The sequence below is a fragment of the Acidovorax sp. PRC11 genome (assembly GCF_031844105.1).
GTDB lineage: Bacteria > Pseudomonadota > Gammaproteobacteria > Burkholderiales > Burkholderiaceae_C > Paracidovorax.
The window spans coordinates 59,835-85,035 of record NZ_JAUZUQ010000012.1 but is presented as its reverse complement, the minus strand read 5'-3'; the positions used below and the strand labels follow the sequence as shown (position 1 = coordinate 85,035).

Here is a 25,201-nt window from a genome sequence, read left to right as displayed (position 1 = left end):
TCCGTCAGGGCTGCGCCGCGGGCACGGGCCCGTCCTGGGCAGAGCCCGGCATGCCGCCGGCCACCGCGCCGGTCTCCGCACCCTCCCCCCCTTCGCCCAGCAGCGCCTGCGCGGGCTCGCCGTCGCCGTACATCGGCGTGGCCCGGCACAGCGCCATCCAGACGGCGAAGGGTAGCGGGCAACGCGCATGGCGCGCGGGGCGCAGCAGCTCGAAACGGCCGGTCTCGATCGTGCCGTGCAGCACCCACACGCCGAACGGCTCGGGGATTTCCTCGGGCCGGGCGATGCCCGCGGGGAAGACGTAGTAGCACTCCTCGCAGAGCCACTGGTAGGCCTCGCGCTTGGCCGCATGCCGCAGGTCGGAGAGCAGGTCGGCGCGGCTGGCCTTCACCTCGTGCACCATGGGCTGCAGGTAGGCGGGCACGCTGGTGTGCCGGATCGAGAACAGATCAGGGCGCGCCATGCGCCAGATGCGCGCCACCGCGGGTGTGGGGGCGCATGCGCCGCCTGCGCCCTCCTCGTCGTCGTCCCACAGCCCGCGCAAGGCCAGGCGGCCGGCGGGCACGGGCATGGGTGCCGTCTGCGAACCGGGTGCCGGAGTGGATGCAGGTGCAGGTGCAGGTGCAGGTGCAGGTGCAGGTGCAGGTGCAGGTGCAGGTGCAGGTGCAGGTGCAGGTGCAGGTACGGGCGCGGTCGGCAGCGCCTCCACCGCCGCGCGCAGCGACAGCTCGCGCCAGACGATGCGCCCCGCCGCGCGCAATTGCTCCGAGAAGCGCATCGCCAGCCGGTCGTGGGCGCTGAGGGCGCGCGCGCCCTTCTGCCGCGCTTCGGCCAGGCAGACGATGCCGGCATCGGTGAGGCGCAGCACCTCGTGGCCGCCCGGCTCTTGCGCCAGCCGCACCATGCCGGCCGCGAGCAGGTCGATCTCGATCGCATCGCGGCAGGGCCAGCCCGCGGACCGCCAGATCTGCAGGAGGCGCGTGCGGTGGATGCGTTGGATGGCGATGTCCGGCATGGCGTGGGCTCAAACCACTGATTGTAAATACAGTGCAACGGACGAGTCCGGCCTCGGCCATTCGCCATCCGCGGCGCAAGGGACATTGCCCTACGGCGCAGCGCCCGTGGGCACGATAGGGTGGAACCTCGCGCCCGTGCCGAGGCCGGGCTTCGCCCCTCCCCTGCCATCCGCCCGCATCCCGGGACCGCCCGCATGCCCGCCACTTTCTTCCCCGCACTCTCCGCCGCCACCGCTCCGTCCGCCCGCGCCGCCCGCTCGCTGCGGCGCCTGGCATGCGCCGTCTCCGCGCTGTGGTGTGTCGCCCTGGCACCCGCCATGGCGCAGACCGTGCGCACGGCCTCGCCGGTCGATTTCCCGCCCGCCACCCTGCCGCAACCGGCCGAGCGGGCGCCCGTGGTGTCCGCACCGGCCTGGGTGCAGCCCCTGGAGCGCGCATTGGCACAGGCCGAGGCCGACAGCCGGGTGCGCCTGGGCGTCTACGTGCGCGACCTGGAAACGGGGGCCTCGGCCTCGTTCCACGGATCGGAGCCGTGGTACCTGGCCTCCACCGTGAAGGTGCCGGTGGCGATCGCGGTGCTGCGCGGCGTGGAGCGCGGCGACTTCACGCTCGACACCCCGCTCACCCTGCGCGCCGCCGACTACGTGGACGGCGCCGGCCCCACCAACGGCCGGCCCGTGGGCGCGCCGCTCACCGTGCGCTACCTGCTGGAGCAGATGATCGTCTACAGCGACAACACCGCCAGCGACATGCTGATCGGGCTGGTGGGCATCGGCACCGTGAACGCGGTGGTGCAGTCGCTGGTGCCCCGGGGGTTCGGGCGCATCACCTCGCTGGCCGACGTGCGCCGCCACGTGTACGGCGTGCTCACGCCCGAGGCGGCGCATCTCTCGGGCACCGACTTCCTCGCGCTGCGCCAGCAGCAGCGGCTGCACGGCGACGCGGCGGCGCGGGCGGCGCTGGCCACGCTGCTGCGCGTGCCGGAGCGCTCGCTCGCGCCCACGGACCTGGCCTCGGCCTACGAGACCTACTACGCCGGCGGCCTGAACAGCGGGCGCCTGGACGCCTACGCCGACCTGCTGCAGGCGCTCGTGGAAGGCCGCGCGCTCGATGCCCGGCACACGGCCTACCTGCTGTCGGTGATGGAGCGCGTGAAGACCGGCCCGCAGCGCATCAAGGCGGGACTACCGCCGGGTGCGCGCTTCGCCCACAAGACCGGCACGCAGCGCGCACGAACATGCGATTCAGGCTTGGTCACCGTGCCGCGCTCCCTCCCCGAGCGGCGCGTGCTGGTGGTGGCCTGCACGCGCGGCGAACCTTCCACGGCCCGGTCCGATCGCGCGCTCCGGCAGGTCGGCATCGCTCTCTGCCAGTCGGGCCTGCTGTCCGACGGGAGATCGCATGAACCACGCTGCCCCACCCTGCCCGCCCGGGCGTCCGGCCCCGGTGCCGCGCCGTCCGGCGATGCGCCGGGGGCTCGCCCGCACGGTGCTGGCGGCGGCGCTGCCCCTGCTGCTGACGGCGCTGGGGACGACGACGCCTGAACGGGCGCTGGCCGCCCCCGCCTGGGCCGAGGCGCTGGGCGCCCAGGTGCAGAAGCTCGAACGCGAGACCCCCGGCCAGTTCGGCCTGTACGTGAAGCGCCTGGACAATGGCGAGACCTTCACCTGGCAGGCCGACCGGCGCTGGTACCTCGCATCGTCGGCGAAGCTGCCGCTGGCGATCGCGGTGCTGCAGGAAGTGCAGCAGGGCCGGCTGCGCCTGGACCAGGAACTGCGCGTGGAAGAGCGCGACAAGATCGACGGCTCCGGCGCGCTGGTCTGGCAGCCCGTGGGCACGCAGCACAGCGTCGAGACGCTGCTGCGCCGCATGCTGATGGAGAGCGACAACACCGCGGCGAACCTGCTGATCCGCACCATCGGGCAGGAGACATTCAACACCCGCGCGCAGGCGCTGATGGGCGCGCGCAACGTCGGCCCGCTCACCAATTTCACGCAGGTGCGCCAGGACGTGTACGCGGAGCTGCATCCGCGCGCGCGCGAGATCGCGCCGATGGACCTGGTGCGCGTGGCCGCCGCCCCGATGGGCCCGCAGCGCGTGCAGGCGCTGGCGCGCACGCTGCAGGTCGGGAAGGACGAGCTGCAGGTGAAGACGATGGAGGAGGCCTATGACCGCTACTACGCCCGGGGCGCCAACACCGCCACGCTCGCGGGCTACGGCGGCATGCTGGAGAAGCTGGTGCGCGGCCAGTTGCTGACGCCGCCCCACCAGCAGATGCTCTACAAGGACCTGAAGTTCGACACCTATGACGCCTACCGGCTGGAGGCGGGCCTGCCGCGCACCGTGCGCTTCATCCACAAGACCGGCACGCAGTACCACCGCGCCTGCCACATGGGCGTGATCGACCCGCAGGACGGCGGCGCGCGGGCGATCGTGGTGGCGACCTGCGCCGAGGGGATGGACGAGATGCGGCAGGCGGGCCGGCTGTTCGAGCAGATCGGCCGCGCGATCACGCGCACGCTGCTGCAGGACCGGCCGGCCGCTCAGCCCGCCGAGGCGCAGACGCGCAGCACGTCGGCGCCGTAGGCCTCCAGCTTCTTGGCGCCCATGCCGCTGATGCCCTGCAGGTCGGCGAGCGAGGCGGGCTGGCGCTCCGCGATCGCGGCCAGCGTGGCGTCGTGGAAGATCACGTAGGCCGGCAGGTTGTGCTCGCGCGCCACCTCGGCGCGCCAGGCCTTGAGGTTGATGAAGCGCACCTGGGCGTCCGGCCCGAGGTTGGCAGCGGCCGCCGGCGGCGCGGTGCTGCGGCGGGTGCGCCTGGCCGGCGTGCTGGCGGTGGATTCGCGCAGCTGCACGGGCACCTGGCCCTTGAGCACCGGCTTGGAGCCGGCCGTGAGGCTCAGGGTATCGAAGCTGTGGCCGCTCTCCAGCATCACCTTGTGCAGGCCCACCGCGCCCGTGGCGAGCAGTTGCCGCAGCACGCCGCGCAGCTGCGGTTCGGTGTATTCCTTGCCCACGCCGAAGGTGGAGAGCTTGTCGTGGCCGAACTGCCGGATCTTGTCGGTGTCCTTGCCGCGCACGATGTCCATGATGTGGCCGGTGCCGAAGGTGAGGCCGCTCGCCTCGTGCACGCGGTAGATGGTGGACAGCAGCTTGCGCGCGGCGTCCGTGCCGTCCCACACCGCAGGCGGGTTCAGGCAGTTGTCGCAATTCCCGCAGGGCTCGGACGGCTCGCCGAAGTAGCCCAGCAGCCGCACGCGCCGGCAGTCCGTGGCCTCGGCCAGGCCCAGCAGCGCGTCCAGCTTGCCGCGCATCACCTGCTTGAACTCCTCGCCCGCGGGGCTCTCGCCGATCATGCGGCGCTGGTTCACCACGTCCTGCAGGCCGTAGGCCATCCAGGCGTCGGCGGGCAGGCCGTCGCGGCCGGCGCGGCCGGTCTCCTGGTAGTAGCCCTCGATGTTCTTGGGCATGTCCACGTGGGCGACGAAGCGCACGTCGGGCTTGTCGATGCCCATGCCGAACGCGATGGTGGCCACCATCACGATGCCCTCCTCGCGCAGGAAGCGGTCCTGGTTCTCCTGGCGCACTTCGGGCGGCAGGCCGGCGTGGTAGGGCAGCGACTTCAATCCCGCATCGACCAGCGCGGCGGACATCTCCTCCACGCGCTTGCGCGACTGGCAATAGACCACGCCCGCGTCTTCCGGATGCTCGCGCTCGATGAAGCGCAGCAGCTGCGCGAGGGGCTCCTTCTTCTCCTCGATGCGGTAGCGGATGTTGGGCCGGTCGAAGCTGCTGACGAAATGCCGCGCGTCCTCCAGCTGCAGGCGCTCGACGATGTCCTCGCGCGTGAGCGCATCGGCCGTGGCGGTGAGCGCGATGCGCGGCACGCCCGGGTAGCGCTCGTGCAGCACGGTGAGCGCGCGGTATTCAGGGCGGAAATCATGGCCCCACTGGCTCACGCAGTGCGCCTCGTCGATCGCGAACATCGACAGCTGCCCGCGCTGGTGCAGGCCGTCGAGCAGCTCCAGGAAGCGCGGCGTGGTCAGGCGCTCCGGCGCCGCGTACAGCATGGTGATGTCGCCGCGCGCCACGCGCCGCTCCAGTTCCTGCGTCTGCTGCCAGTCGAGCGTGGAGTTCAGGTAGGCCGCATCCACGCCCGCTTCGTGCAGCGCGCCCACCTGGTCGTGCATGAGCGCGATCAGCGGCGACACCACGATGGCCACACCCCTGCCCGCGTCGCGCCGCACGATGGCAGGCACCTGGTAGCACAGCGACTTGCCGCCGCCCGTGGGCATGAGCACCAGCGCGTCGCCGCCGGCGATCACGTGTTCGACGATGGCCTCCTGCGGGCCGCGGAAATGCTCGTAGCCGAAAACGTCGTGCAGGACGAAAAGCGCGGGGGACAAGGCGGTGGAACTCTCTGTTCGGTGGCGTCGGGGGGTGCCCGCGCGGCGTTGGCGCCGGGCATTGGGCGGGTACAGGGCAGGACGGCATCCCGGCGGAGCCGCTGCGCTGCACGCAGGCAAGGGGGTCTATTGTGCTCCGTCCCGCAGGCCGGAAGCACCGCAACCATTCGCAAAAGCTATCGCACGCATCAACGATTGAATTGGACCCGAATGGATGGTCGCCGCAAGATGCCTGCAGGCCCGGGTACAGAGGCCGCCCTTCCAGGAGACAACACCATGCGTTTTTCCCTTCCCCGCGCCCTCTTGCGGGCCTGTGCCGCTGCCGCCGCACTGGCCGCCACGGCAGCCCTGGCGCAGGCGCCCGCCTATCCCAATGCGCCCATCACCCTCATCGTGCCCTTCGCCGCGGGCAGCGGCACCGATGCCGTGGCGCGCACCGTGGGCCAGAAGCTGTCCGAACGTTTGAAGCAGCCGGTGCTGGTGGACAACGAGCCCGGCGCCAACGCCCAGGTGGGCGCGGTGCTGGCGGCCCGGGCCAAGCCGGACGGCTACACGCTGTTCATGACCACGAACACCTCGCACTCGGCCAACCCGGCGCTGTATTCCAGCCTCAAGTACGACCCCATCAAGGACTTCACGCCCGTGGCCCGGGTGGGCGAGCTGCCCTTCGCGCTCGTGGTGAGCCCGGCCCTGCCGGTGAAATCCCTGCCCGAGTTCCTCGACTACGCCCGCGCCCACCCTGCCACGCTGAGCTACGCCACGCCCAACAGCACCTCGCTGGTGGCGATGGAGAGCATCAAGCACATCGCGAAGGTGGACCTGCTGAGCGTGCCGTACAAGTCCAGCCCGCAGGCGCTCACCGATCTGCTGGGCGGGCAGGTGCAGGCCTACGTGGTGGACCTGGGCTCGGGCAAGAGCATGCTCACGGGCGACAAGGTGCGCACGCTGGGCATCACCACCGCCCAGCCCTCGCCGCTGCTGCCGGGCGTGCCGCCCATCGGGCAGACGGTGAAGGGGTTCGACCTGACCTCGTGGAACGGCATCTTCGGCCCGGCCGGCATGCCGCCCGCGGTGGTGCAGCGCCTCAACACCGAGCTGCAGGCCGTGCTGGCCGACAAGGACACGCAGGACAAGCTCGCGCAAATCGGCTTCCAGGTCTGGCCGAGCAAGACGCCGGAGGAGTTCGCGCAGTACGTGGCGCAGCAGCTGGCGCACTGGCGCAGCTTGATCCAGCAAGCCGGTATCCAGCAAACAACCCCCTGAGCGGCTGCGCGCTTCCCCCTTCTCTCGGCTTCGCCGGGAAGGGGGACGACGCCGGTGGCCTGGCGGAGCCAGTTCCACGGCGTCTGCTGGCCTGGGCCGCGCCTGAGTGAAGGCCGTGGGAGTAGGTAACGCTGCCTAAACGCGCCAACAGACTTGTCCAACGGAACACGAGATGACAGACGACTCTTCTTCCCCTGCTCCATCCGCTTCACGCACCGGCCCGCTGGCGGGCGTGCGCGTGCTCGATCTCACCTCGGTGATCATGGGTCCGTTCGCCACGCAGATCCTCGCGCAGCTGGGCGCGGAGGTGGTGAAGGTGGAGACGCCCGAGGGCGACAACATGCGGCACGTGGGGCCGATGCGGCATGCGGGCATGGGGCATATCTTTCTGCACGCGAACGCGGGCAAGCAGAGCATCGCGCTCGATCTGAAGCACCCGCAGGGGCGCGAGGCGGCGCTGCGGCTGGCCGAGGGCTGCGACGTGCTCATCAGCAACGTGCGGCCGCAGGCGCTGGCGCGGCTGGGGCTGGACTACGAGGCGGTGAGCGCGCGCAACCCGCGCATCGTCCACGTGAGCTGCTGCGGCTTCGACCAGGAGGGGCCGGACGCCGCGCGCCCCGCCTACGACGACCTGATCCAGGGCGCCACCGGCATCCCGTGGCTCATGCAGCGCTACGGCGCGCCCGAGCCGTCGTACGCGCCCACCACGTTGTCGGACCGGGTGACCGGGCTGCACGCCGTCTATGCCGTGACGGCGGCGCTCTACGCCCGCGAGAAGACGGGGCGGGGCCAGGCGGTGGTCGTGCCGATGTTCGAGGCCATGGCGCAGTTCGTGCTGGGCGACCACATGGCGGGCCTCACCTTCGAGCCGCCGCTGGGCGAGCCCGGCTACGCGCGCCTGCTCACGGCCCACCGCAAGCCCTACGCCACGGCCGACGGCATGCTCTGCGTGCTGATCTACAACGACAAGCACTGGCGCAGCTTCTTCGCCGCGATCGGCGAGGACGGCAGCGGCGGCCTCGCGCACGATCCGCGCTTCGCCACGCACGGCGCGCGCGCCGCGAATATCGACGCCGTGTACGCCGAGGTGGCGCGCATCCTGCGCACGCGCACCACGGCCGCATGGCAGGCGCTGCTGGACGCGGCCGACGTGCCCAACATGCCGATGAATTCCCCGGCCGACCTGCTGCACAACCCGCAGCTGCGCGCCACCGGCTTCCTGCGCGACACCGAGCACCCCACCGAGGGGCCGATGCATGCCATGGCGCATCCCACGCGCTGGTCCGCCACGCCCCCGGCGCGCGACCTGCCCCCCGCGCCGCGCCTGGGCGAACACACGCGCAGCCTGCTGGCTAGGGCCGGCTACACGCCCGCGCAGATCGATGCCCTGCTCGCGCAGCGCGCCTGCCGCGCCGCCGGAGACGGTGCATGACCCCCACCACCGCGCCCACGACCTCTTCCGCAACCCCGTCCCCGACGACCGACACGACCACCGCCATGATCCCTGCCGCCCCGTCCTCTTCCCGCTACCTGGTCCGCGCCGCCCAGGTGCCCGGCTACCAGCCCGCCAACCACCACCACACCGTGAACCAGCGCCTGATCGGCCCCGAGACCGTGGGCGCGCGGCAGATGGAAGTGCTGCTCGGCACCCTGCACAAGGGCGGCGGCGCGCTGCCGCATGCGCACCCGGGCATCGAGCAGGCCTGCTACCTGCTGGAGGGCACGGCCCGTGCCGAGGTGGAGGGCGAGGCCTTCGACATGGTGCCGGGCGACATGTGCTTCTTCCCGGCCGACCGCATGCACGTGTTCACCGTCACCAGCGACACGCCCGTCAAGCTGCTGGTGATCTACAGCCCGCCCTACGGCGAATCGCCCGACAAGGTGATCCGCCCGGCCGCGAAGGGCGCATGATGGACTTCGCCCTCTCGCCGGAACAGGAACAGATCCGCGATGCCATCGAGCGCGTCTGCGCGCCCTTCGATGCCGACTACTGGCTCGCGAAGGACCAGGGCGGCGGCTTCCCGCACGACTTCCACCAGGCGCTGGCCGATGCCGGCTGGCTGGGCATCGCCATGCCCGAAGCGTACGGCGGCGCGGGCCTGGGCATCAGCGAGGCCGCGCTGATGATGCACACCATTTCGGCCACGGGCGCGGGGCTGTCGGGCGCCTCGGCCGTGCACATGAACATCTTCGGGCTGCACCCGGTGGTGGTGTTCGGCACCGACGAACAGAAGGCGCGCTGGCTGCCGCCGCTCATCCAGGGCCGCGACAAGGCCTGCTTCGGCGTGACCGAGCCCAACACGGGCCTGAACACGCTCAAGCTGAAGACCCGCGCCGTGCGGCAGGGCGACCACTACGTGGTGCACGGCCAGAAGGTGTGGATCAGCACCGCGCAGGTGGCCAGCAAGATCCTGCTGCTGGCGCGCACCACGCCGCTGGAGGAGTGCCGCGGCACCGAGGGCCTGAGCCTGTTCTACACCGACCTGGACCGCAGCACGGTCGAAGTGCGCGAGATCGAGAAGCTCGGCCGCAAGTGCGTGGATTCCAACCAGGTGTTCATCGACGGCCTGCGCATTCCCGTGGAGGACCGCGTGGGCGAGGAAGGCAAGGGCTTCCAGTACATCCTGCACGGCCTCAACCCCGAGCGCATCCTGATCGCCAGCGAGGCCGTGGGCCTGGGCCGCGCGGCACTGGCACGCGCGGCCGGCTACGCGCAGGAGCGCGAGGTGTTCGGCCGCCCGATCGGGCAGAACCAGGGCATCCAGCACCCGCTGGCGCAATCGTGGATGGAGCTGGAGGCCGCGCACCTGATGGTGCAGAAGGCCGCCTGGCTCTACGACCGGCACCAGCCCTGCGGCGCCGAGGCCAACGCCGCCAAGTACCTCGCCGCCGAAGCCTGCTACCACGCCTGCGAGCGCGCCATCCTCACCCACGGGGGCATGGGCTACGCCAAGGAATACCACGTGGAGCGCTATATGCGCGAATCGTGGATCCCGCGCCTCGCGCCCGTGAGCCCGCAGCTGATCCTGTGCTTCATCGCGGAGAAAGTGCTCGGTCTACCCAAATCCTATTGACATCCCCCCTGATACGGGTTTGCCTTCAACCGGATAACTAGGCGGGAAGCCGAAGACAGTGCTATGGCACGGCGAGGCGAACCAACGACGTTATACGGTCGAAGGCGAATCCGTATGAGCGGCTGCGCCGCTTCCACGCACCGGATCGCCGGGACCGCAGCGGCTGGCATGATCCCTCGCATGAAACTGCACCTGCTGCGCTACTTCGCCGTGCTGGCCGAGGAGCTGCATTTCGGCCGCGCGGCGGAGCGGCTCGCCATCACGCAGCCGCCGCTCAGCTCGGGCATCAAGGCGCTGGAGGACGAGCTGGGCGTGAAGCTGTTCGACCGCAGCAGCAAGCACGTGGCGCTCACGCCCGCGGGCCAGGCCTACCTGGCCGAGGTGCGCGTGGTGCTCGACCGCGTGGCGCGCGCGGGCGATGCGGCGCGCGCCGTGGCCGCGGGCCTGCGCGGGCGGCTGGACATCGGCTTCACCGGCTCCATGGTCTACCGCGACATGCCCGCCATCGTGCGCGCCTTCGGCGAGCGCGCGCCGGGCATCGAGGTGCATCTGCGCGAGATGTCCTCGGGCGAGCAGATCGAGGCGCTGCTGCACCGGCAGCTGCATGCCGGCTTCATCAACGCCAGCGTGGTGCCCGTGCCCCTGCGCAGCCTGCCGCTGGCGCCGGACCATTTCGTGGCCTGCCTGCCGCACGACCACGCGCTGGCCGGCGCGGCGCAGGTGGACCTGCGCGCCCTGGCCCAGGAAACCTTCGTGATGTTCTCGCGCGACGTGGCGCCGGCCAACCACGACAACGTGGTCGCCCTCTTCCACCGCGCCGGCATCCATCCGCACACGCGCCACGCCACGCGCCAGTGGCTGACCGTGGTCGCCCTGGTGGCCATGCGCATGGGCGTGGCGCTGGTGCCCGCCACGATGGCGCAGGCCGCCGTGCAGGGCGTGCGCTTCGTGCCGATCGCCCGCCTGGAGCACCCCACGGTGGGCGTGCTCGCGTGGCACGAGGCGGCGCCGAATCCGGCGCTGCAGACGTTTCTGGAGGTGGCGGGCGCTGCGGCGGCGCGGTAAGGCGCCTCACGCCCCGGGGGCAGCCACCGGCCCGTTCCGGGCGGCCGGTGGAACGCCCGTCACGCGCGCCCGGGCTGGCCGTCCGTCAGCCGCCAGAGGCCCAGCGGATTGGCCTGCTGCAGCGCCTCGGGCAGCAGGGCGTCGGGCAGATCCTGGTAGCACACGGGCCGCAGGAAGCGGTCGATGGCGCTGGCCCCCACCGAGGTGAACATCGCGTTCGAGGTCGAGGGGTACGGCCCGCCGTGCACCATGGCATGGCAGACCTCCACGCCCGTCGGGAAGCCGTTGGCCAGCAGCCGGCCGGCCTTGCGCTCCAGCACCGGCAGCAGCCGGCGGGCGAGCGGATGGTCGGCCGCTTCCAGGTGCAGCGTGGCGGTGAGCTGGCCTTCCAGCTGCTCGGCGACGGCGATCAGCTCGTCCATGTCCTTCGCGCGCACCACCAGCGATGCCGGGCCGAACACCTCGGACGACAGCGCATGCTGCTGCATGAAGTGGCGGGCATCGGTGGTGAACAGCGCGGCCTGCGCGGCGTTGTGCAGCTCCCCTGCGGCCTGGCCATCGGCCACGCGCTGGACGCCCGGCGTGGCCGCCACGGCCTCCACGCCGCTGCAGTAGGCGCCGTGGATGCCGGCCGTCAGCATGGTCTGCGCATTCTTGCGGCCCAGGGCCTCGGCCGCGGATTGCACGAAGCGCTCCAGATCCGGTCCGTCGACGGCCAGCACCAGGCCCGGGTTGGTGCAGAACTGCCCCGCACCCATGGTGAGCGAATCGGCGAATCCCTGGCCGATGGCCTCGGCCCGCTGCGCCAGGGCGCCGGGCAGCAGGAAGACCGGGTTGATCGCGCTCATCTCGGCATAGACGGGAATCGGCTCGGGGCGGCGGTTGGCGATCGCCACCAGCGCCAGGCCGCCCTGGCGCGAACCGGTGAAGCCCACGGCCTTGATGGCGGGATGGGCGACCAGCGCCTCGCCGATGCTGCGGCCCGCGCCGATCAGCAGCGAGAACACGCCCTCGGGCAGGCCCTGCTCGCGCACCGCGGTCTGGATGGCGCGGCCCACCAGCTCGGACGTGCCCAGGTGGGCGCCGTGCGCCTTCACCACCACGGGCGCGCCGGCGGCCAGTGCCGAGGCCGTGTCGCCGCCGGCCACCGAGAAGGCGAGCGGGAAGTTGCTGGCACCGAACACCGCCACGGGGCCGAGCGGCACTCTGGCGAGCCGCAGGTCCGCGCGCGGCAGGGGCTGGCGCTGCGGCTGGGCCGGGTCGATGGTGGCGTGCAGGAAGTGGCCGTCCCGCACCACGGCGGCGAACAGGCGCAACTGGCCGACGGTGCGGCCGCGCTCGCCGGTCAGGCGGGCCATCGGCAGGCCGGTTTCGGCATGGGCGCGTTCCAGCAGGGCATCGCCCAGCGCCATGATCTGGTCGGCGATCGCCTCCAGGAACGCGGCGCGGCGCGCGAGCGGCAGCGCGCGGTATTCGTCGAAGGCCGCCGCCGCCAGGCCGGCGGCGCGGTCCACGTCGGCCGCGGTGCCGAAGCCGAACAGGGGTTCGGCGATCTCGGCATTCGTGGTGGGGTTGAAGGCCCGCTGGCCTCCGTCGGTACCGGCTACGCAGGAAGCACCGATCAGCATCTCGCCCGTCAAGGTCATGGTTGGCTCGTCTTGGAACAATTCGAAAGGGACCGCCGGCATGCGCCGACGGCGGGAACACCGCTCACATCGCCGCTTCGAGCAGCCGCGCGTAGTCGTCGGCGCTGGCTTCGCGCGGGTTGGTCCTGTGGCTGTGGTCGGCCAGCGCGCCGGTGACGATGCGCGGCGTCAGCTCGGCCGCCACGCCCATCGCGCCCAGGCCGGCCGGAAGCTGGAGCCTGCGCGACATGTCCTGGATCGCGTCCTCCACCGGCACGTGCGCCGGCAGGCCCATGGCCTGCGCCAGGCGGTCGATCTTCTCGTCGCGCACGACCGTCTCGGCCTCGCGGTTGAAGCGCACCACCGCCGGCAGCAGCACCGCGTTGAGGGTGCCGTGGTGCAGGCGCGGATCGATGCCGCCCAGCGAATGGCTCAGGCTGTGCACGCAGCCCAGTCCCTTCTGGAACGCCAGGGCGCCCTGCAGCGAGGCGCTCATCATGTTGCTGCGCGCGTCCAGGTTGCCCGGCTCGTGGAAGGCGCGCTCGATGTGCTTCCAGGCGCGGCGCAGGCCGTCCAGGGCGATGCCCTCGGCCGGCGGGTTGAAGCCGGGCGCGAGGAAGGTTTCGATGCAGTGCGCGACGGCGTCCATGCCGGTGGCGGCCGTGAGGCCCGGCGGCAGGCCCACCGTCAGCGCCGGATCGCACAGCGCCACCTTGGGGATCACGTGGGGCGAGATGATGCCCACCTTGCGGCCGTCGTCCAGGATGATGATCGCGCCGCGGCCCACCTCGCTGCCCGTGCCGGCCGTGGTGGGAATGGCCACGATCGGCACGGTGGCCGGCGTGATGCGGGCGAGCCCGCCCTCGATCAGCGCGAACTGCCGCAGCGGGCCGGGATGGCGGGCCGACACCGCGACGGCCTTGGCCAGGTCGATCGACGAGCCGCCGCCCACGGCGACGATGCCGTCGCAGCCCGCTCCGAGGAAGCTCTCCACGCCCGCGCGCGTCGCCGCCTCGGTCGGGTTGGAGGGCGTGCCGTCGAACACATGGTGCTGCGGCAGCGCGTTCATGGACAGCAGGGAGTCGATCAGCCCTGCCGCCACCACGCCCTTGTCGGTGACGAAGAGCGGCTTCTTGAAGCCCTGCGCCGCGCAGACCGGGGCCAGTTCGGCGGCGGTGCCCAGGCCGAAGCGGATTTCCGTCACATAGTTGATCACTGCCATAGGGCCCTCTGCTATCAGCAATTCTTATATTCAGCTGGAAGGCAGCGAGTCTATTGAGCTATCTCTGGCGGATAAACTGAGCTTTTTCGATACTCCTATAACTTTTTCTCAATGCAGAGCCCGCACAGCCTCAACTCCGTGATGTCCCGCCTGCACGCGCGGCAGCTGCGGCTGCTGATCGCCGTGGCGGAGCACGGATCGCTGCTGGCGGCGGCCGACCGGGTGGGGCTCACGCAGCCCGGTGCGAGCAAGGCACTGAAGGAGCTGGAGACGACACTCAACGCGGCGCTCTTCATGCGCACCAACCGCGGGCTGGTGCCCACGCAGGCCGGCCAGTGCGCGGTGCGCTTCGCGCGGCTGATCCAGTCGGACATCGGCCGCCTGCAGCAGGAGCTGGGCGCCATCGCCAGCGGTGCGGGCGGCCGCATCGCGGTGGGCACGATCATGGGGGCGGTGCCGCTGCTGACGCGGGCGCTCACCCGGCTCATGGAATGGCAGCCCGACCTGTCCGTGGAGCTCGTCGAGGACACCAGCGAAAGCCTGCTCGCGCTGATCGACCAGGGGCGGCTGGACGCCGCGATCTGCCGGCTGTCGGTCAGTCCCCGGCCCCACCTGTACGACGCCGTCGTGGTGAAGGAGGAGTCCCTGGCCGTCATCGCCCACCAGTCGCACCCGGCGGCGGGCCTGCCGTCGATCACGCTGCAGGACCTCTCCGCCAACCGGTGGGTGGTGTACCGGGCGCACATGCCGATGCGCCGGACGCTCGAGCGGGAGTTCTTCGAAGAGGACCTGTTCTTCCCGGCGCACCTGATCGAAACCACGTCCGCGCTGGCCACGCTCTCGCTGCTGAGCCACGACCCCAACCTGGTCGCCCTGGTGTCGGACGACGTGGCCGACTACGTCTGCCGGCACGGTCTGGTGGCCCGCCTGCCGCTGCGGCTCAAGTCGCGCAGCGAACCCTATGAGCTGATCGCGCGGCGCAACGCGCACCGCCATCCCGCGCTGGTGCTGCTGACGGAGGCGCTGCAGGCCTTGCAGGCCGTTCCCGACCCCGCGTGAACGGCGGGGTGCGACGCCACTTTCTACAATGGAGGCTTATGCAACGCCCCCACTACACCCGCGCCCAGCAGCTACCCGCCATCCTGGCCCAACGCATCGCCATCCTCGACGGCGCCATGGGCACCATGATCCAGCGCTTCAAGCTGGGCGAGGCCCAGTACCGCGGCGAGGGGTATGCCGGCCCCGATGGCGCGGGCGACCGGTTCAAGGACTTCCCGCACGACGTGAAGGGCAACAATGAATTGCTCTCGCTCACCCGGCCCGACGTGATCCGCGACATCCACGAGCGCTACCTCGCGGCGGGCGCCGACCTGATCGAAACCAACACCTTCGGCGCGACCACGATCGCGCAGGAGGACTACCACATGGCCGATCTCGCGCGCGAGATGAACCTGCAATCCGCTCGCCTGGCCCGCGCCGCCTGCGACAAGTTCTCCACGCCCGACAAGCCGCGCTTCGTGGCCGGCGCCCTGGGCCCCACGCCCAAGACGGCGAGCATCAGCCCCGACGTGAACGATCCCGGCGCGCGCAACGTCGATTTCGAGCAATTGCGCGCCGCCTACTACGAGCAGACGCAGGCGCTGGTCGAGGGCGGTGCCGACGTGCTGCTGGTCGAGACCATCTTCGACACGCTGAACGCCAAGGCCGCGCTCTTCGCCATCGACGAATACTTCGAGGCGAGCGGCGAGCGCCTGCCGCTCATCATCAGCGGCACCGTCACCGACGCCTCCGGCCGCATCCTCTCGGGCCAGACGGTGACGGCCTTCTGGCACAGCGTGCGCCACGCGCGTCCGCTGGCCATCGGCCTGAACTGCGCGCTGGGTGCCACGCTGATGCGCCCCTACATCCAGGAGCTGAACCGGGTGGCGGAAGACACCTTCATCAGCTGCTACCCCAACGCCGGCCTGCCCAACCCGATGAGCGACACCGGCTTCGACGAGACGCCCGAGGTCACCAGCCGCCTGGTGCACGAGTTCGCGGCCGAGGGCCTGGTCAACATCGTGGGCGGCTGCTGCGGCACCACGCCGGACCACATCGCCGCCATCGGCCAGGCCGTGGCGCCCGTGCCGGCGCGCAGGCTGTTCTACCCCGAAGCCGCCTGAGCCCCCGGAGGCGGCGCGGGCGAGGAAGCGCCTGCGGCAGCGGCCCGCCCACGGATGGGCCGGCCTCCTACGCCGGCTCGACCGTGGTGCCGTAGGATGCGCGGGATTCCCCTCCACGCAACCCCTGTGCGCTCCCTGCGGATCCAACTCACCCTTTTCTGGGCCCTGCTGCTCGGCGCCTGCGCGCTGGTGGCCGTGGTGCTCACGGTGCTCTATCAGTCGGGCTCCGGCGCCCAGGTGGCCGCCGGCCGCGCGCGCGTCGCCCAGGCCTGCGGCGACATCGCGGCGCGCTATGCCCAGTCCGTTCCCGGCGTGGCGGCCGACGCCCCGCGCGAAGACCTGCTGCGCGTGCTGCTGCACGTGGTGCTGCTGGAGGCGCCGCGCGTGGAGGGCGGCGTGTGGAGCGCGAGCGGCGGCATGCTGGGCTACGCCTACCCCACCTACGAGGGCAGCGGCGTCAAGAGCGACGTGCCTTCCGCCGAAGAGCCGCTGATCGTGGAGATGGCGCGCCAGGCCGGTGCCGGGCGCCAACCGTTGGTGAACCTGGTGCGCGGCACGCACGAAGTGCTGATCGTCGCGGCCTGCCCGCTCGCCGCGCACCCCGACACCGCCGTCTGGACGATGACGCGCGTGCATGCCGGCGCGATCGCCGCGCAGGACAGCCTGCGCGCCGGCATCGCCATCCTGGCGCTGCTGGTGGTCGTCTCGGGCGCCTGGCTGGGCTGGGTGCTGCTGCGCGGCCTGCGTCAGGTCGGGCGCCTGGAAGAAGCCCTGGCCGGCGCCGGGGGCGACACCGCGCCCGTGCTGGAGCGCACCGGCATCCGCGAGCTGGACCGCATCGTGGATGGCTTCAACGGCTTCGGCGCGCGGCTGCAGGAGGCCCGCGCCCGCCTGCAGGAGGCGCTCGCGCAGCAGCACCGCGACCTGCGCCTCACGTCCCTGGGCCGCATGACGGCCTCGGTCGCGCACGAGATCCGCAACCCCATCGCCGCGATGCGGCTGAAGGTGGACAACGCCCTGGCCGCGCCGCCCGGGCGCGAGGCCGGCGCGCTGACGGCCATCGGAACGCAGATCGACCGGCTCGAAGGCCTGGTGCAGAGCCTGCTCTCGCTGGTGCAGCCGCTGCAGCTGGCCCCGCGCGCCGTGGACCTGCCCGCCTGGCTGCAGGAGCGCCTGGACGCGGTGCGGCCCGCCGCCGAAGCGCGCGGCGTGCGCCTGGCCCTGCGCGGCGACGTCCCATCGCAGGCGGTGTTCGACCCGGTGCATGCCGCCCGCGCCATCGACAACCTGCTGGACAACGCCGTGCGCCATGCGCCCGGGGGCGGCGAGGCCGTGCTCTGCGTGCAGGTGGACGCTGCCCGCGCGCGGTGCGTGCTCACCGTGGAAGACGACGGCCCGGGCGTGCCGGAAGACCTGCGCGCCCAGCTCTTCGAGCCGTTCGCCACCGGCCGCACCGACGGCAACGGCCTGGGCCTGGCGCTGGCGCGCGAGGTGGCGCTGGCGCACGGCGGCGAGCTGCGTTACGCGCCGCGCGAGGGCGGCGGCGCGCGTTTCATCCTGGAGCTGCCATGGCGCGCATCCTGATCGTCGACGACGACGCGGCCTTCCGCGAATCGCTCGCCGAAACCCTGCAGGGCCTGGGCCACGAAGTGCACGAGGCCGCCAGCGGCGAGGAGGCGCTGCGGCGCGCGCAGCAGCACCGCTACGCCACCATCTTCCTGGACCACCGCATGCCCGGCATGGACGGCCTGGAGACGCTGGCCGCGCTCGCGGCCCGGCTGCCGCAGCTGCCGCCCGTGCTGGTGCTCACCGCCTACGCCAGCGGCTCCGGCACCATCGAGGCGATGCGCCTGGGCGCCTTCGACCATCTCACCAAGCCGGTGGGCCGCGCCGCCGTCATCGAGGCGCTGGACCGCGCCCTGCGCTCCCGTGCCGATGCGGAGGCCACCCCGGCCGCACCCGCCGCACCGGCGGGCGCCGACGATGAGGGCGAATTGATCGGCGTGAGCGAGGCCATGCGCGAGGTGCACAAACGCATCGGGCTGGCCGCCGCGAGCGAGGCCCCGGTGCTGGTGCAGGGCGAAACCGGCACCGGCAAGGAGCTGGTGGCGCGCGCACTGCACCGCCACTCGGCCCGCAGCACCGGTCCCTTCGTGGCGCTGAACTGCGCGGCCATCCCGCGGGACCTGCTGGAGAGCGAGCTGTTCGGCCACGTGAAGGGTGCCTTCACCGGCGCCGCCACCGACCGGCCCGGGTGCTTCCGCGCGGCCGACGGCGGCGTGCTGCTGCTCGACGAGATCGGCGACATGGCGCCCGACGTGCAGGCCAAGCTGCTGCGCGCGCTGCAGGAGGGCGAAGTGACGCCGCTGGGCAGCCACCGTGCCGTGCGGGTGGACGTGCGCGTGGTGGCCGCCACGCACCGCGATCTGGCCGCCGCCGTGCGCGAGGGGCGCTTCCGCGAAGACCTGCGCTACCGGCTCGACGTGCTGCAGATCACGCTGCCGCCGCTGCGCGAGCGCCTGGCCGACATCGTGCCGCTGGCGGAACACTTCCTGCGCCGTGCCGCGGCGCCGCAGCCCGCCAAGCGCCTCGCGCCGGACGCCGCGCGCGCGCTCATCGCCCACACCTGGCCCGGCAACGTGCGCGAACTGCGCAACGCGATGGAGCGCGCCCAGGCGCTGCAGCGCGGCCCCGTGGTGGGCGCGGCCGACCTCGATCTGGGGCCGGCCGCCTCGGCCGGCGGTGCCGATACGGCGGACAGCCATGCCCTGCCTGCGGGTGCGCTGGACGGCAACCTGCCCGAGGCCGTGGAGCGGCTGGAGCGCCGCATGATCGCCCACGCCCTCGCCGAGGCCCGCGGCAACCGTTCGCTCGCGGCGCGGCGCCTGGGCATCCACCGGCAGCTGCTCTACAGCAAGCTGGCGCAGTACGGCATCGAATGAGACACCCGGGGCCATCCGCCATGTCGCGAATCCGGACAAGCTGTCGCCACGCCATGCAGCGCGCCACCGCAGCGGAACGCGCAACCCGTTGATTCATAAGGCGAACCATGCTGGCACGCGTCTTGAGACACCAGGGCATCCACACCCGAAGGAGTTTCTCCATGCGACTGTCCCCCCTCACCCGCGCCGGCCTCGCCGCCGCCCTGCTCGCCTGTGCCGCCGCGCAGGCCCAGCCCGCAGCCCCCACCCCCGGCGCGGTACCGCCCCCGCCGCCCGCCGCCGGCCAGCCCCCGGGCCCGATCGGCCAGCCGGCCGCCGTGGAACAGGCCACGCACAGCGGCGTGCTGCAGCGCTGGCTGCTCAACCCCAACGGCGAGGCCGACGGCCTGCTGCTGCAGGACGGCACGCAAGTCGGCTTCCCTCCGCACCTGTCCGGCAGCCTGACGTCCTGGCTGCAGCCCGGCGCCGCGGTGGACGTGGCCGGCTGGCACCACAGCGGCGTGCCCGTGCTGCGCGCCAGCGCGATCCGCTCGCAGGGCCGCACCGTCGAGGACACGCCGCCCGCCGCCGGGCAGGTGCCTCCGCCGCCCCCGCAGCGCCAGGCGCTCGCCGAACTGCAGGCCGACGGCCGCGTGGCCGCCGTGCTGCTGAACACCCGCGGCGATGCGCACGGCCTGCTGCTCGACAACGGCGTGATCGTGCGTTTCCCGCCGCACGTGGCCGCCGGCATGGGCGCCCTGCTGCAGCCCGGCGCGACCGTGTCGGCCCGCGGCTGGGGCACGCGCAACGCCCTGGGCACCGCGCTGGAAGCCACCCAGCTGGGCAGTTCCTCCAGCACGCTGCAGGAAGTGTTCCGCGGCCCCGCCGGCGGCCCGCCGCGCCAGCCCTGATCCGCGCCTGCCACCCACTCCACACCCCCATTCACAGGAACCCTGTCCATGACCCAACCCCAGGAAACCATCGAAGTCTGGTCCCTCGAAGGCCGCTTCCAGCACCTGCTCCACAGCCCGCGCGGCGAGGTGGAAGGCGCGATGATCGACGTGGACGGCGTGCCCGCGCAGTTCACCTTCGGCAAGAACGACGAGCGCGCGGCGCGCGCCTTCGAAGCCCTGCGCCCCGGCCAGGCCCTCGTGGTCGAAGGCACCGTGGCGCCCGCGCCGCGCCATGGCGAGGCCGCGCACGAGGTCTATGCGCTCGAACGGCTGGTGTCGACCGACGGCGCGCCCGCCGCGCCCGACGAGGCGGTGCGCCGTGCCCAAGGCCGCGTGGCACGCATCCACCACGCCCGCCACGGCGAGCCCAACGGCGTCGTGCTGGACTCGGGCGACTTCGTCCACATGCGGCCCGACGGCTTCGCGGCACTGCCGCTGCAGACCGGCGACGCGGTCGAGGCCAGCGGTCCGGCACGCCCGCTGCGCGGCGCCGCCGGCCACGTGATCGACGCCCGCACCGTCAACGGCCAGACGCTCCCCACGAAAACCCACGGGTGACACCATGACCACCGCCGCGCACGCCGCCACCGCAGACACCGCCCCCGCCGCCCTCATCGGCGACCTGCACCGGGACGCACGGACTGCCGGCGGCAGTGCGCCGGTGGCCGCCGGGGCCTCCCTCACGGCCCTGGCGTGGATGGCGTTCTTCATGGCGGACGTGCGCGACGGGCTCGGCCCGTTCCTCGCCACCTACCTGCAGACGCAGCGCATCGACCAGACGATGATCGGCATCGTGATGTCGGCCGGGGGCCTCGCGGCCATGCTGGCCACGCCGCTGGCCGGCGCCTGGGCGGACCGCACCCGCGCCAAGCGGGTCCTGATCGCGATCGCGGCCATCGCCGTCCTGGGCGCGAGCGCGCTCGCCTTCGGCACCCGGTCGCCGGCCATGCTGGTGCTGTCGCAGGTGCTCACCGGGGTGGCCGGCGCCCTGCTGGCCGCCGGGCTCGCGGCCCTCACGCTGGGCCTCGCGCGCAGCAGCGGCCTGCGCCACCAGACCGGCCGCAACGAAGCCTTCAGCCACGCCGGCAACATCGTCTCCGCGCTCGGCGCGGCGGCCTTCGCGCACTGGCTCGGCGCCCCCTGGATGCTGGTCGTCATGGCGGCCATGGCCGTGGGCGCCCTCGCCTGCCTGGCATCCATCCGCGACCGCGACATCGACCACGTGGCCGCGCGCGGCAGCGCCGCCGCACCGGAGCCCGGGCGCGCCGAAACCGCGGCCCCCGCCACCGGGGCCACGCAGGCGCCCGAGGGCTGGCGCGCCTTCCTGTCGCACCGCGCGCTCTGGCTGTTCGGCCTGACCTGCGCGCTGTTCCACCTGGGCAATGCCGCCATGCTGCCGCTGCTCAACCAGCGGCTCGCGGCCACCGTGCCCGATTCCGCGCCGCTCCTGTGGACCGGCATCGCCATCGTCGTCGCCCAGCTCACCATGGTGCCCGTCGCGCTGTGGGTGTCGCGCAGCCGCCGCTTCGACCTGCAGGTGTTCGTCTACCTCGCCATCCTCGCGCTGCCCGTGCGCGGCATCCTGGCCTGGGCGATCCCCGAGGCCTGGGCCAACATCCCCGTGCAGATCCTCGACGGCCTCGCCGCGGGCGCGCTCGGCGTGGCCACGCCCCTGATGGTGGAGCGCTACGTGCGCGGCAGCGGCCGCTACAACACCGCCCTGGGCCTGGTGATGACGCTGCAGGGCGTCGGCGCCGCGCTCAGCCCCGCCATCGCCAACAGCGTGGTGGGTGCGCAGGGGCATTTCGGGCTGGCCTTCGCCGTGCTCGCGGGGTGCGCGGTGCTGGCCCTGCCGGTGTTCTGGTTCGCGCAGCGGCAGGCGGCCCGGCGGCCCGCGCCCCAGCCCGCTTGAAACGGCAGCGGCGCTCGAGGAAAGCCAGGGCCGCGCGCGGCCGCCACTGTCGAGCCGGCCCATAATGAAGGGGCACTCCACCCCTGGCTCCGTTCCGAGGTCCGCATGCTCCTGCCGCGCCGATTCCTGCCATTGCTGTTTGGCGCCCTGTTGACGGCCTTCCTGGCCACGGGCCCCGCCGGCGCCGCGCCCCCCTTGCCCGCACCGGACACCCAGGTGCTGCCGCTCGCCATCGATGGCCGCACGGTGGACGTCGCCACCCAGGTCTTCCGCCCCGAAGGGGCCGGCCCGTTTCCGCTGGTGATCTTCTCGCACGGCCGCTCGGCCGATCCCGCGGTGCGCGCCGGCCTGCAGTACCCCGTACCCCTGGGCCACGTGGCCTTCTGGCTGCGCCAGGGCGTGGCCGTGGTCGCGCCCATCCGACCCGGCTACGGCGCCACGGGCGGCGCGGACCGCGAGAACTCCGGCGCCCGCTGGCCGGCCCCCGGAACCGCCTGCACCGGGCTGCCGGACTACGCCGCGGTGGCGCGGCATGCCGCGTCCACCGTCCGGGCCGTGCACGGCTGGGCGCTGCAGCAGCCCTGGGTGCGGCGCGACCGCATCCTGCTCGAAGGCCAGTCCGTGGGCGGCATGGCCACCATCGCCGCGGCCTCGGAACACCTCCCCGGCGTGGTCGGCGCGGTCAACTTCTCCGGCGGCGCGGGCGGCAAGCCCGACACCGCCCCCGGCCACAGCTGCCGGCCCGAAGTGCTGACCGCGCTCTACCGCCAGCTGGGAACGCAGGTGCGTGTGCCCAGCCTGTGGCTCTATGCCGGGAACGACCAGTACTGGGGCCCGGACATGCCGCGCCAGTGGTTCGGCGCCTTCCGCGAGGGTGGCGACGACGCGCAGTTCATCGCGGTTCCGGCGCTGGAAGGCGCGGACGGGCACAACCTGCTGCGGGTGGGCGGGCGCCACTGGCGCGACCCGCTGCATGCGTTCACGGCCAGGGTGGGCCTGCTGGCGCCCTGAATAGCCCCGGTAGCCGGCACGCCGCCACCGCACCCGGCAGCACCCTCGCAGCCCGCCCCCCACATCCCCGATTGACTCGACAGTGCCGAACATGTTACAAAAAGTATCCCTCCCCCTCAGGAGCTCTCCGTTGCCGCCGTTTCGCCTTTGCCGCCCCGACACCCCCCTGCCCTGAGCGCACGGCAGGCAAACGGTTTCCTCCACACCCCACTCACCAGGAATCCGCCCTATGGAAGAAACGACACGAAGCCGCTCGCTGTCTCCCAGCGCGCAGCAGTCCCTGCAAGCCATCGGCCGGAGGGCGGATGGCCTCCTGCTGGCCACCTGCGCGCTCGGCGCGGTCGTCGCGCTGTGGATCGGTTCCGTCCATGGCCGCGCCGGAACCGCCCTGGTCTGGAGCGGTGCGCTCATGGCGCTGGCCGTGTCGGCCTATCTGGCGGCGCGCGGCAGCCTGCTGAGCCGGCTGGCGCTGGTGACCGCCGGCATGGGCCTGGTGGCGCTGCACATCCAGCTGAGCCTGGGCACCACCGAGATGCACTTCGGCGCCTTCGTCTTCCTGGCCTTCGTGCTGGCCTACCGCGACTGGCGGCCCGTCGTCTACGCGGCGCTGCTGATCGCCGTGCATCACATCGCGTTCGACCGCCTGCAGCTCGCCGGAGCACCGCTGTACTGTCTCAGCGAACCCGACTTCGGCCGCATCCTGGTGCACGCCGCCTTCGTGGTCGTGCAGACCGCCGCGGAGGTCGGCATCGTGCTGCGCACCCGCGCCGACGCGATCGAATCGGCGGAACTGCAGCACCTGTGCCGGCTGCAGCCGGACGGCCAGCTGTCGCTGGACGTGTCGGGCGTCGTGGTGCACAGCCCCGCGGCGCAGGCGCTGCAGGCAGCGCTGTCGCGGCTCAATGGCGTGGTCTCCGACGTCCACCAGGCCGCGGCCGGCGAGATCGCCACCGGCAACCGCGACCTGAGCCAGCGCACCGAGCGCACCGCCTCGCACCTGCAGGACGCCACGGCGTCCATGGGCCAGCTGGACGGCGCCGTGCAGCACAGCGTGCAGGAGGCGATCGCGGCCCGCAGGCTGACGCAGGAAGCCACCCAGCTCGCCGAGCACTGCGGCGGCGTGGTGACCGAAGTGGTCGCCACCGTGCAGGACATCCACTCCAGCGCCGGGCGCATCGCCGACATCGTGGGCGTGATCGACGGCATCGCCTTCCAGACCAACATCCTCGCGCTGAACGCCGCGGTGGAGGCCGCGCGGGCCGGCGAGCAGGGCCGCGGCTTCGCCGTCGTGGCGGGCGAGGTGCGCTCCCTGGCGGGGCGCAGCGCCGAGGCCGCGCGCGAAGTCCGCACGCTCATCGCCGCCTCCGTGGAGAAGGCCGAGCGCGGCAGCAGGCTGGCGACCGATGCCGGCGAGCACATGCAGAACGTGGTGGACTGCACCCGCCGCGCTTCCGCCGTGGTGGGCGCCATCAGCACCTCGGTCGAAGGGCAATCGGGCGAGCTGGGCCGCGTGAACGCCTCCGTGGCCGAGCTGGACCACATGACCCAGCAGAACGCGGCGCTGGTCGAGGAATCCTCTGCCGCCGCCACCAGCCTGCTGGAGCAGGCCGGCCGGCTCAAGAGCGTGGTGGACGGCTTCCAGTTCCAGCCCGCACGCGCGATCGCGCTGGCACGCTGAAACCGCCCGGCCCCGCCCCGGTCACGCGCCTTCGAGCTGCAGGTACACCCGCCCCTGCTCGATGCGCACCGGGTAGGTGCGCAGGCCCTGCGTGAGCGGCGCGCACAGCGCGCTGCCGTCGCGCACGTCGAAGCGGCCCTGGTGCAGCGGGCACTCGATCTCGTGCCCCTCCAGGAAGCCGTCGCACAGCCGCGCATTGCCGTGGGTGCAGAGGTTGTCGGTGGCGAACACCTCGCCCTCCACCGAATAGAGCGCCACGTCGCGGCCGGCGACGGTCACGCCCACCACGTCGTCCTGCGGCACATCGTCCAGCGCGGCGGCCTCGGTCCATCCGGTATCGATAGCGGTCATGGAATATCTCCTCGGATCAGATGGGGTAGATGATGGAATTCAGGATCATTTCGCTGTCGTAGATGCATTCCTTGCGGGCGAAGCGCAGCCCGCCTGGCGTGCGCACCACCACGTCGAGGTAGCGGCCCACGTTGAACACCGTGGAGGGCTCCGACAGCTTGGTGCGCAGCACGGCGTAGTTCGCCTCGCACTCCCAGCGGCCCCCGCCGGCCGCGCGCACGCGCGGCACGCCGATCACGTGGCGCTGGTAGTAGGGATCGTGGAACAGCGTCTCGCGGATGCCATAGACGCGGTCCTTCAGCATGCCCTGGCTGTCGAACGACAGCGTGGCCAGCGGCAGGCCGCGCTCGTGGTTCTCGCGCGGCTGCAGGCGGTACACGCAGTCCTCGGTGAAGAAGCCCGGCCAGCGGTCCCAGTCGGCGGCATCCAGCGCCGAGGCGTAGTCGGCATAGAGCTGCTGCAGCGCGAACCAGTCGGCGAAGTCGATGGCGGGCGTTCCGGTGGTGGTGGCCGCGGCGGTGGAAGTGGTAGGGATCGTCATC

At 72.4% G+C, this 25,201-nt stretch carries 22 protein-coding genes; 16 read left to right on the top strand and 6 right to left on the bottom strand.

Annotated features, from left to right (window positions below):
• Positions 1-4: 4 nt before the first annotated feature.
• Positions 5-1,015, bottom strand: coding sequence for a hypothetical protein (locus tag Q9R47_RS15000; RefSeq protein ID WP_311233999.1), 1,011 nt, complete (start codon positions 1,013-1,015; stop codon positions 5-7).
• Between the two features lie 195 nt (positions 1,016-1,210).
• On the opposite strand from Q9R47_RS15000, the gene Q9R47_RS14995 reads away from it, so the two are divergent.
• Both Q9R47_RS14995 and Q9R47_RS14990 read left to right on the top strand, forming a co-directional pair.
• On the top strand, positions 1,211-2,560 hold the full coding sequence (locus Q9R47_RS14995; RefSeq protein WP_311233998.1) for a serine hydrolase: 1,350 nt from the start codon (positions 1,211-1,213) through the stop codon (positions 2,558-2,560).
• Positions 2,481-3,602, top strand: coding sequence for a serine hydrolase (locus Q9R47_RS14990; protein ID WP_311233997.1), 1,122 nt, complete (start codon positions 2,481-2,483; stop codon positions 3,600-3,602). Before Q9R47_RS14995 ends, Q9R47_RS14990 begins: the two co-directional genes overlap by 80 nt.
• On the opposite strand, the gene recQ is transcribed toward Q9R47_RS14990, so the two are convergent.
• On the bottom strand, positions 3,560-5,422 hold the full coding sequence (gene recQ / locus Q9R47_RS14985; protein ID WP_311233996.1) for a DNA helicase RecQ: 1,863 nt from the start codon (positions 5,420-5,422) through the stop codon (positions 3,560-3,562). The genes Q9R47_RS14990 and recQ overlap by 43 nt on opposite strands.
• 276 nt (positions 5,423-5,698) lie before the next feature.
• Here recQ and Q9R47_RS14980 point away from each other — a divergent pair, with 276 nt between their 5' ends.
• From Q9R47_RS14980 to Q9R47_RS14960, 5 genes are all read left to right on the top strand, one after another.
• On the top strand, positions 5,699-6,685 hold the full coding sequence (locus Q9R47_RS14980; RefSeq protein ID WP_311233995.1) for a tripartite tricarboxylate transporter substrate binding protein: 987 nt from the start codon (positions 5,699-5,701) through the stop codon (positions 6,683-6,685).
• A 172-nt stretch (positions 6,686-6,857) separates the two neighbouring features.
• Positions 6,858-8,117, top strand: a complete 1,260-nt coding sequence (locus tag Q9R47_RS14975) for a CoA transferase (RefSeq protein WP_311233994.1) — start codon at positions 6,858-6,860, stop codon at positions 8,115-8,117.
• A gap of 65 nt (positions 8,118-8,182) precedes the next feature.
• Positions 8,183-8,596 carry a cupin domain-containing protein gene (locus tag Q9R47_RS14970; RefSeq protein ID WP_311234073.1) on the top strand — a complete coding sequence of 138 codons (414 nt, stop codon included), beginning with the start codon at positions 8,183-8,185 and terminating at the stop codon, positions 8,594-8,596.
• Positions 8,596-9,759 (top strand): acyl-CoA dehydrogenase family protein, encoded by a 1,164-nt coding sequence (locus tag Q9R47_RS14965; RefSeq protein ID WP_311234072.1) that lies wholly within the window; start codon positions 8,596-8,598, stop codon positions 9,757-9,759. The genes Q9R47_RS14970 and Q9R47_RS14965 overlap by 1 nt, the downstream gene beginning before the upstream one ends.
• Positions 9,760-9,939: 180 nt before the next feature.
• Positions 9,940-10,824, top strand: coding sequence for a LysR family transcriptional regulator (locus Q9R47_RS14960; protein WP_311233993.1), 885 nt, complete (start codon positions 9,940-9,942; stop codon positions 10,822-10,824).
• A 59-nt stretch (positions 10,825-10,883) separates the two neighbouring features.
• Here Q9R47_RS14960 and Q9R47_RS14955 read toward each other — a convergent pair whose 3' ends face one another.
• Together Q9R47_RS14955 and Q9R47_RS14950 are read right to left on the bottom strand one after the other, a co-directional pair.
• The gene (locus Q9R47_RS14955; protein ID WP_311233992.1) at positions 10,884-12,470 is read right to left on the bottom strand and encodes an aldehyde dehydrogenase (NADP(+)); all 1,587 of its coding nucleotides are present in this window, start codon (positions 12,468-12,470) and stop codon (positions 10,884-10,886) included.
• A 64-nt stretch (positions 12,471-12,534) separates the two neighbouring features.
• On the bottom strand, positions 12,535-13,671 hold the full coding sequence (locus Q9R47_RS14950; protein ID WP_311233991.1) for an iron-containing alcohol dehydrogenase: 1,137 nt from the start codon (positions 13,669-13,671) through the stop codon (positions 12,535-12,537).
• 141 nt (positions 13,672-13,812) lie between these two features.
• Between Q9R47_RS14950 and Q9R47_RS14945 the strand changes: the two genes are divergently transcribed.
• From Q9R47_RS14945 to Q9R47_RS14905, 9 genes are all read left to right on the top strand, one after another.
• Positions 13,813-14,730, top strand: a complete 918-nt coding sequence (locus Q9R47_RS14945) for a LysR family transcriptional regulator (protein WP_311233990.1) — start codon at positions 13,813-13,815, stop codon at positions 14,728-14,730.
• Between the two features lie 38 nt (positions 14,731-14,768).
• Complete coding sequence (locus Q9R47_RS14940; RefSeq protein WP_311233989.1) at positions 14,769-15,833, top strand: homocysteine S-methyltransferase family protein; 1,065 nt, start codon at positions 14,769-14,771, stop codon at positions 15,831-15,833.
• Positions 15,834-15,959: 126 nt separating this feature from the next.
• The gene (locus Q9R47_RS14935) at positions 15,960-17,417 is read left to right on the top strand and encodes a HAMP domain-containing sensor histidine kinase (RefSeq protein ID WP_311233988.1); all 1,458 of its coding nucleotides are present in this window, start codon (positions 15,960-15,962) and stop codon (positions 17,415-17,417) included.
• Positions 17,402-18,775: a sigma-54 dependent transcriptional regulator gene (locus Q9R47_RS14930; RefSeq protein ID WP_311233987.1), complete on the top strand. Its 1,374-nt coding sequence runs from the start codon at positions 17,402-17,404 to the stop codon at positions 18,773-18,775. The genes Q9R47_RS14935 and Q9R47_RS14930 overlap by 16 nt, the downstream gene beginning before the upstream one ends.
• 161 nt (positions 18,776-18,936) lie before the next feature.
• Complete coding sequence (locus Q9R47_RS14925; RefSeq protein ID WP_311233986.1) at positions 18,937-19,665, top strand: hypothetical protein; 729 nt, start codon at positions 18,937-18,939, stop codon at positions 19,663-19,665.
• Between the two features lie 48 nt (positions 19,666-19,713).
• Positions 19,714-20,265, top strand: coding sequence for a hypothetical protein (locus tag Q9R47_RS14920; RefSeq protein ID WP_311233985.1), 552 nt, complete (start codon positions 19,714-19,716; stop codon positions 20,263-20,265).
• Positions 20,266-20,269: 4 nt separating this feature from the next.
• Positions 20,270-21,619 (top strand): MFS transporter, encoded by a 1,350-nt coding sequence (locus Q9R47_RS14915; RefSeq protein WP_311233984.1) that lies wholly within the window; start codon positions 20,270-20,272, stop codon positions 21,617-21,619.
• 105 nt (positions 21,620-21,724) lie between these two features.
• Positions 21,725-22,630 (top strand): dipeptidyl aminopeptidase, encoded by a 906-nt coding sequence (locus Q9R47_RS14910; RefSeq protein WP_311233983.1) that lies wholly within the window; start codon positions 21,725-21,727, stop codon positions 22,628-22,630.
• A 229-nt stretch (positions 22,631-22,859) separates the two neighbouring features.
• Complete coding sequence (locus Q9R47_RS14905) at positions 22,860-24,308, top strand: methyl-accepting chemotaxis protein (RefSeq protein ID WP_311233982.1); 1,449 nt, start codon at positions 22,860-22,862, stop codon at positions 24,306-24,308.
• A 21-nt stretch (positions 24,309-24,329) separates the two neighbouring features.
• Here Q9R47_RS14905 and Q9R47_RS14900 read toward each other — a convergent pair whose 3' ends face one another.
• Positions 24,330-24,659: a non-heme iron oxygenase ferredoxin subunit gene (locus Q9R47_RS14900; RefSeq protein WP_311233981.1), complete on the bottom strand. Its 330-nt coding sequence runs from the start codon at positions 24,657-24,659 to the stop codon at positions 24,330-24,332.
• 16 nt (positions 24,660-24,675) lie between these two features.
• Entirely contained in the window at positions 24,676-25,200 is a 525-nt protein-coding gene (locus tag Q9R47_RS14895) for an aromatic-ring-hydroxylating dioxygenase subunit beta (protein ID WP_311233980.1), read from the bottom strand.
• Between the last annotated feature and the right edge of the window lies 1 nt (position 25,201).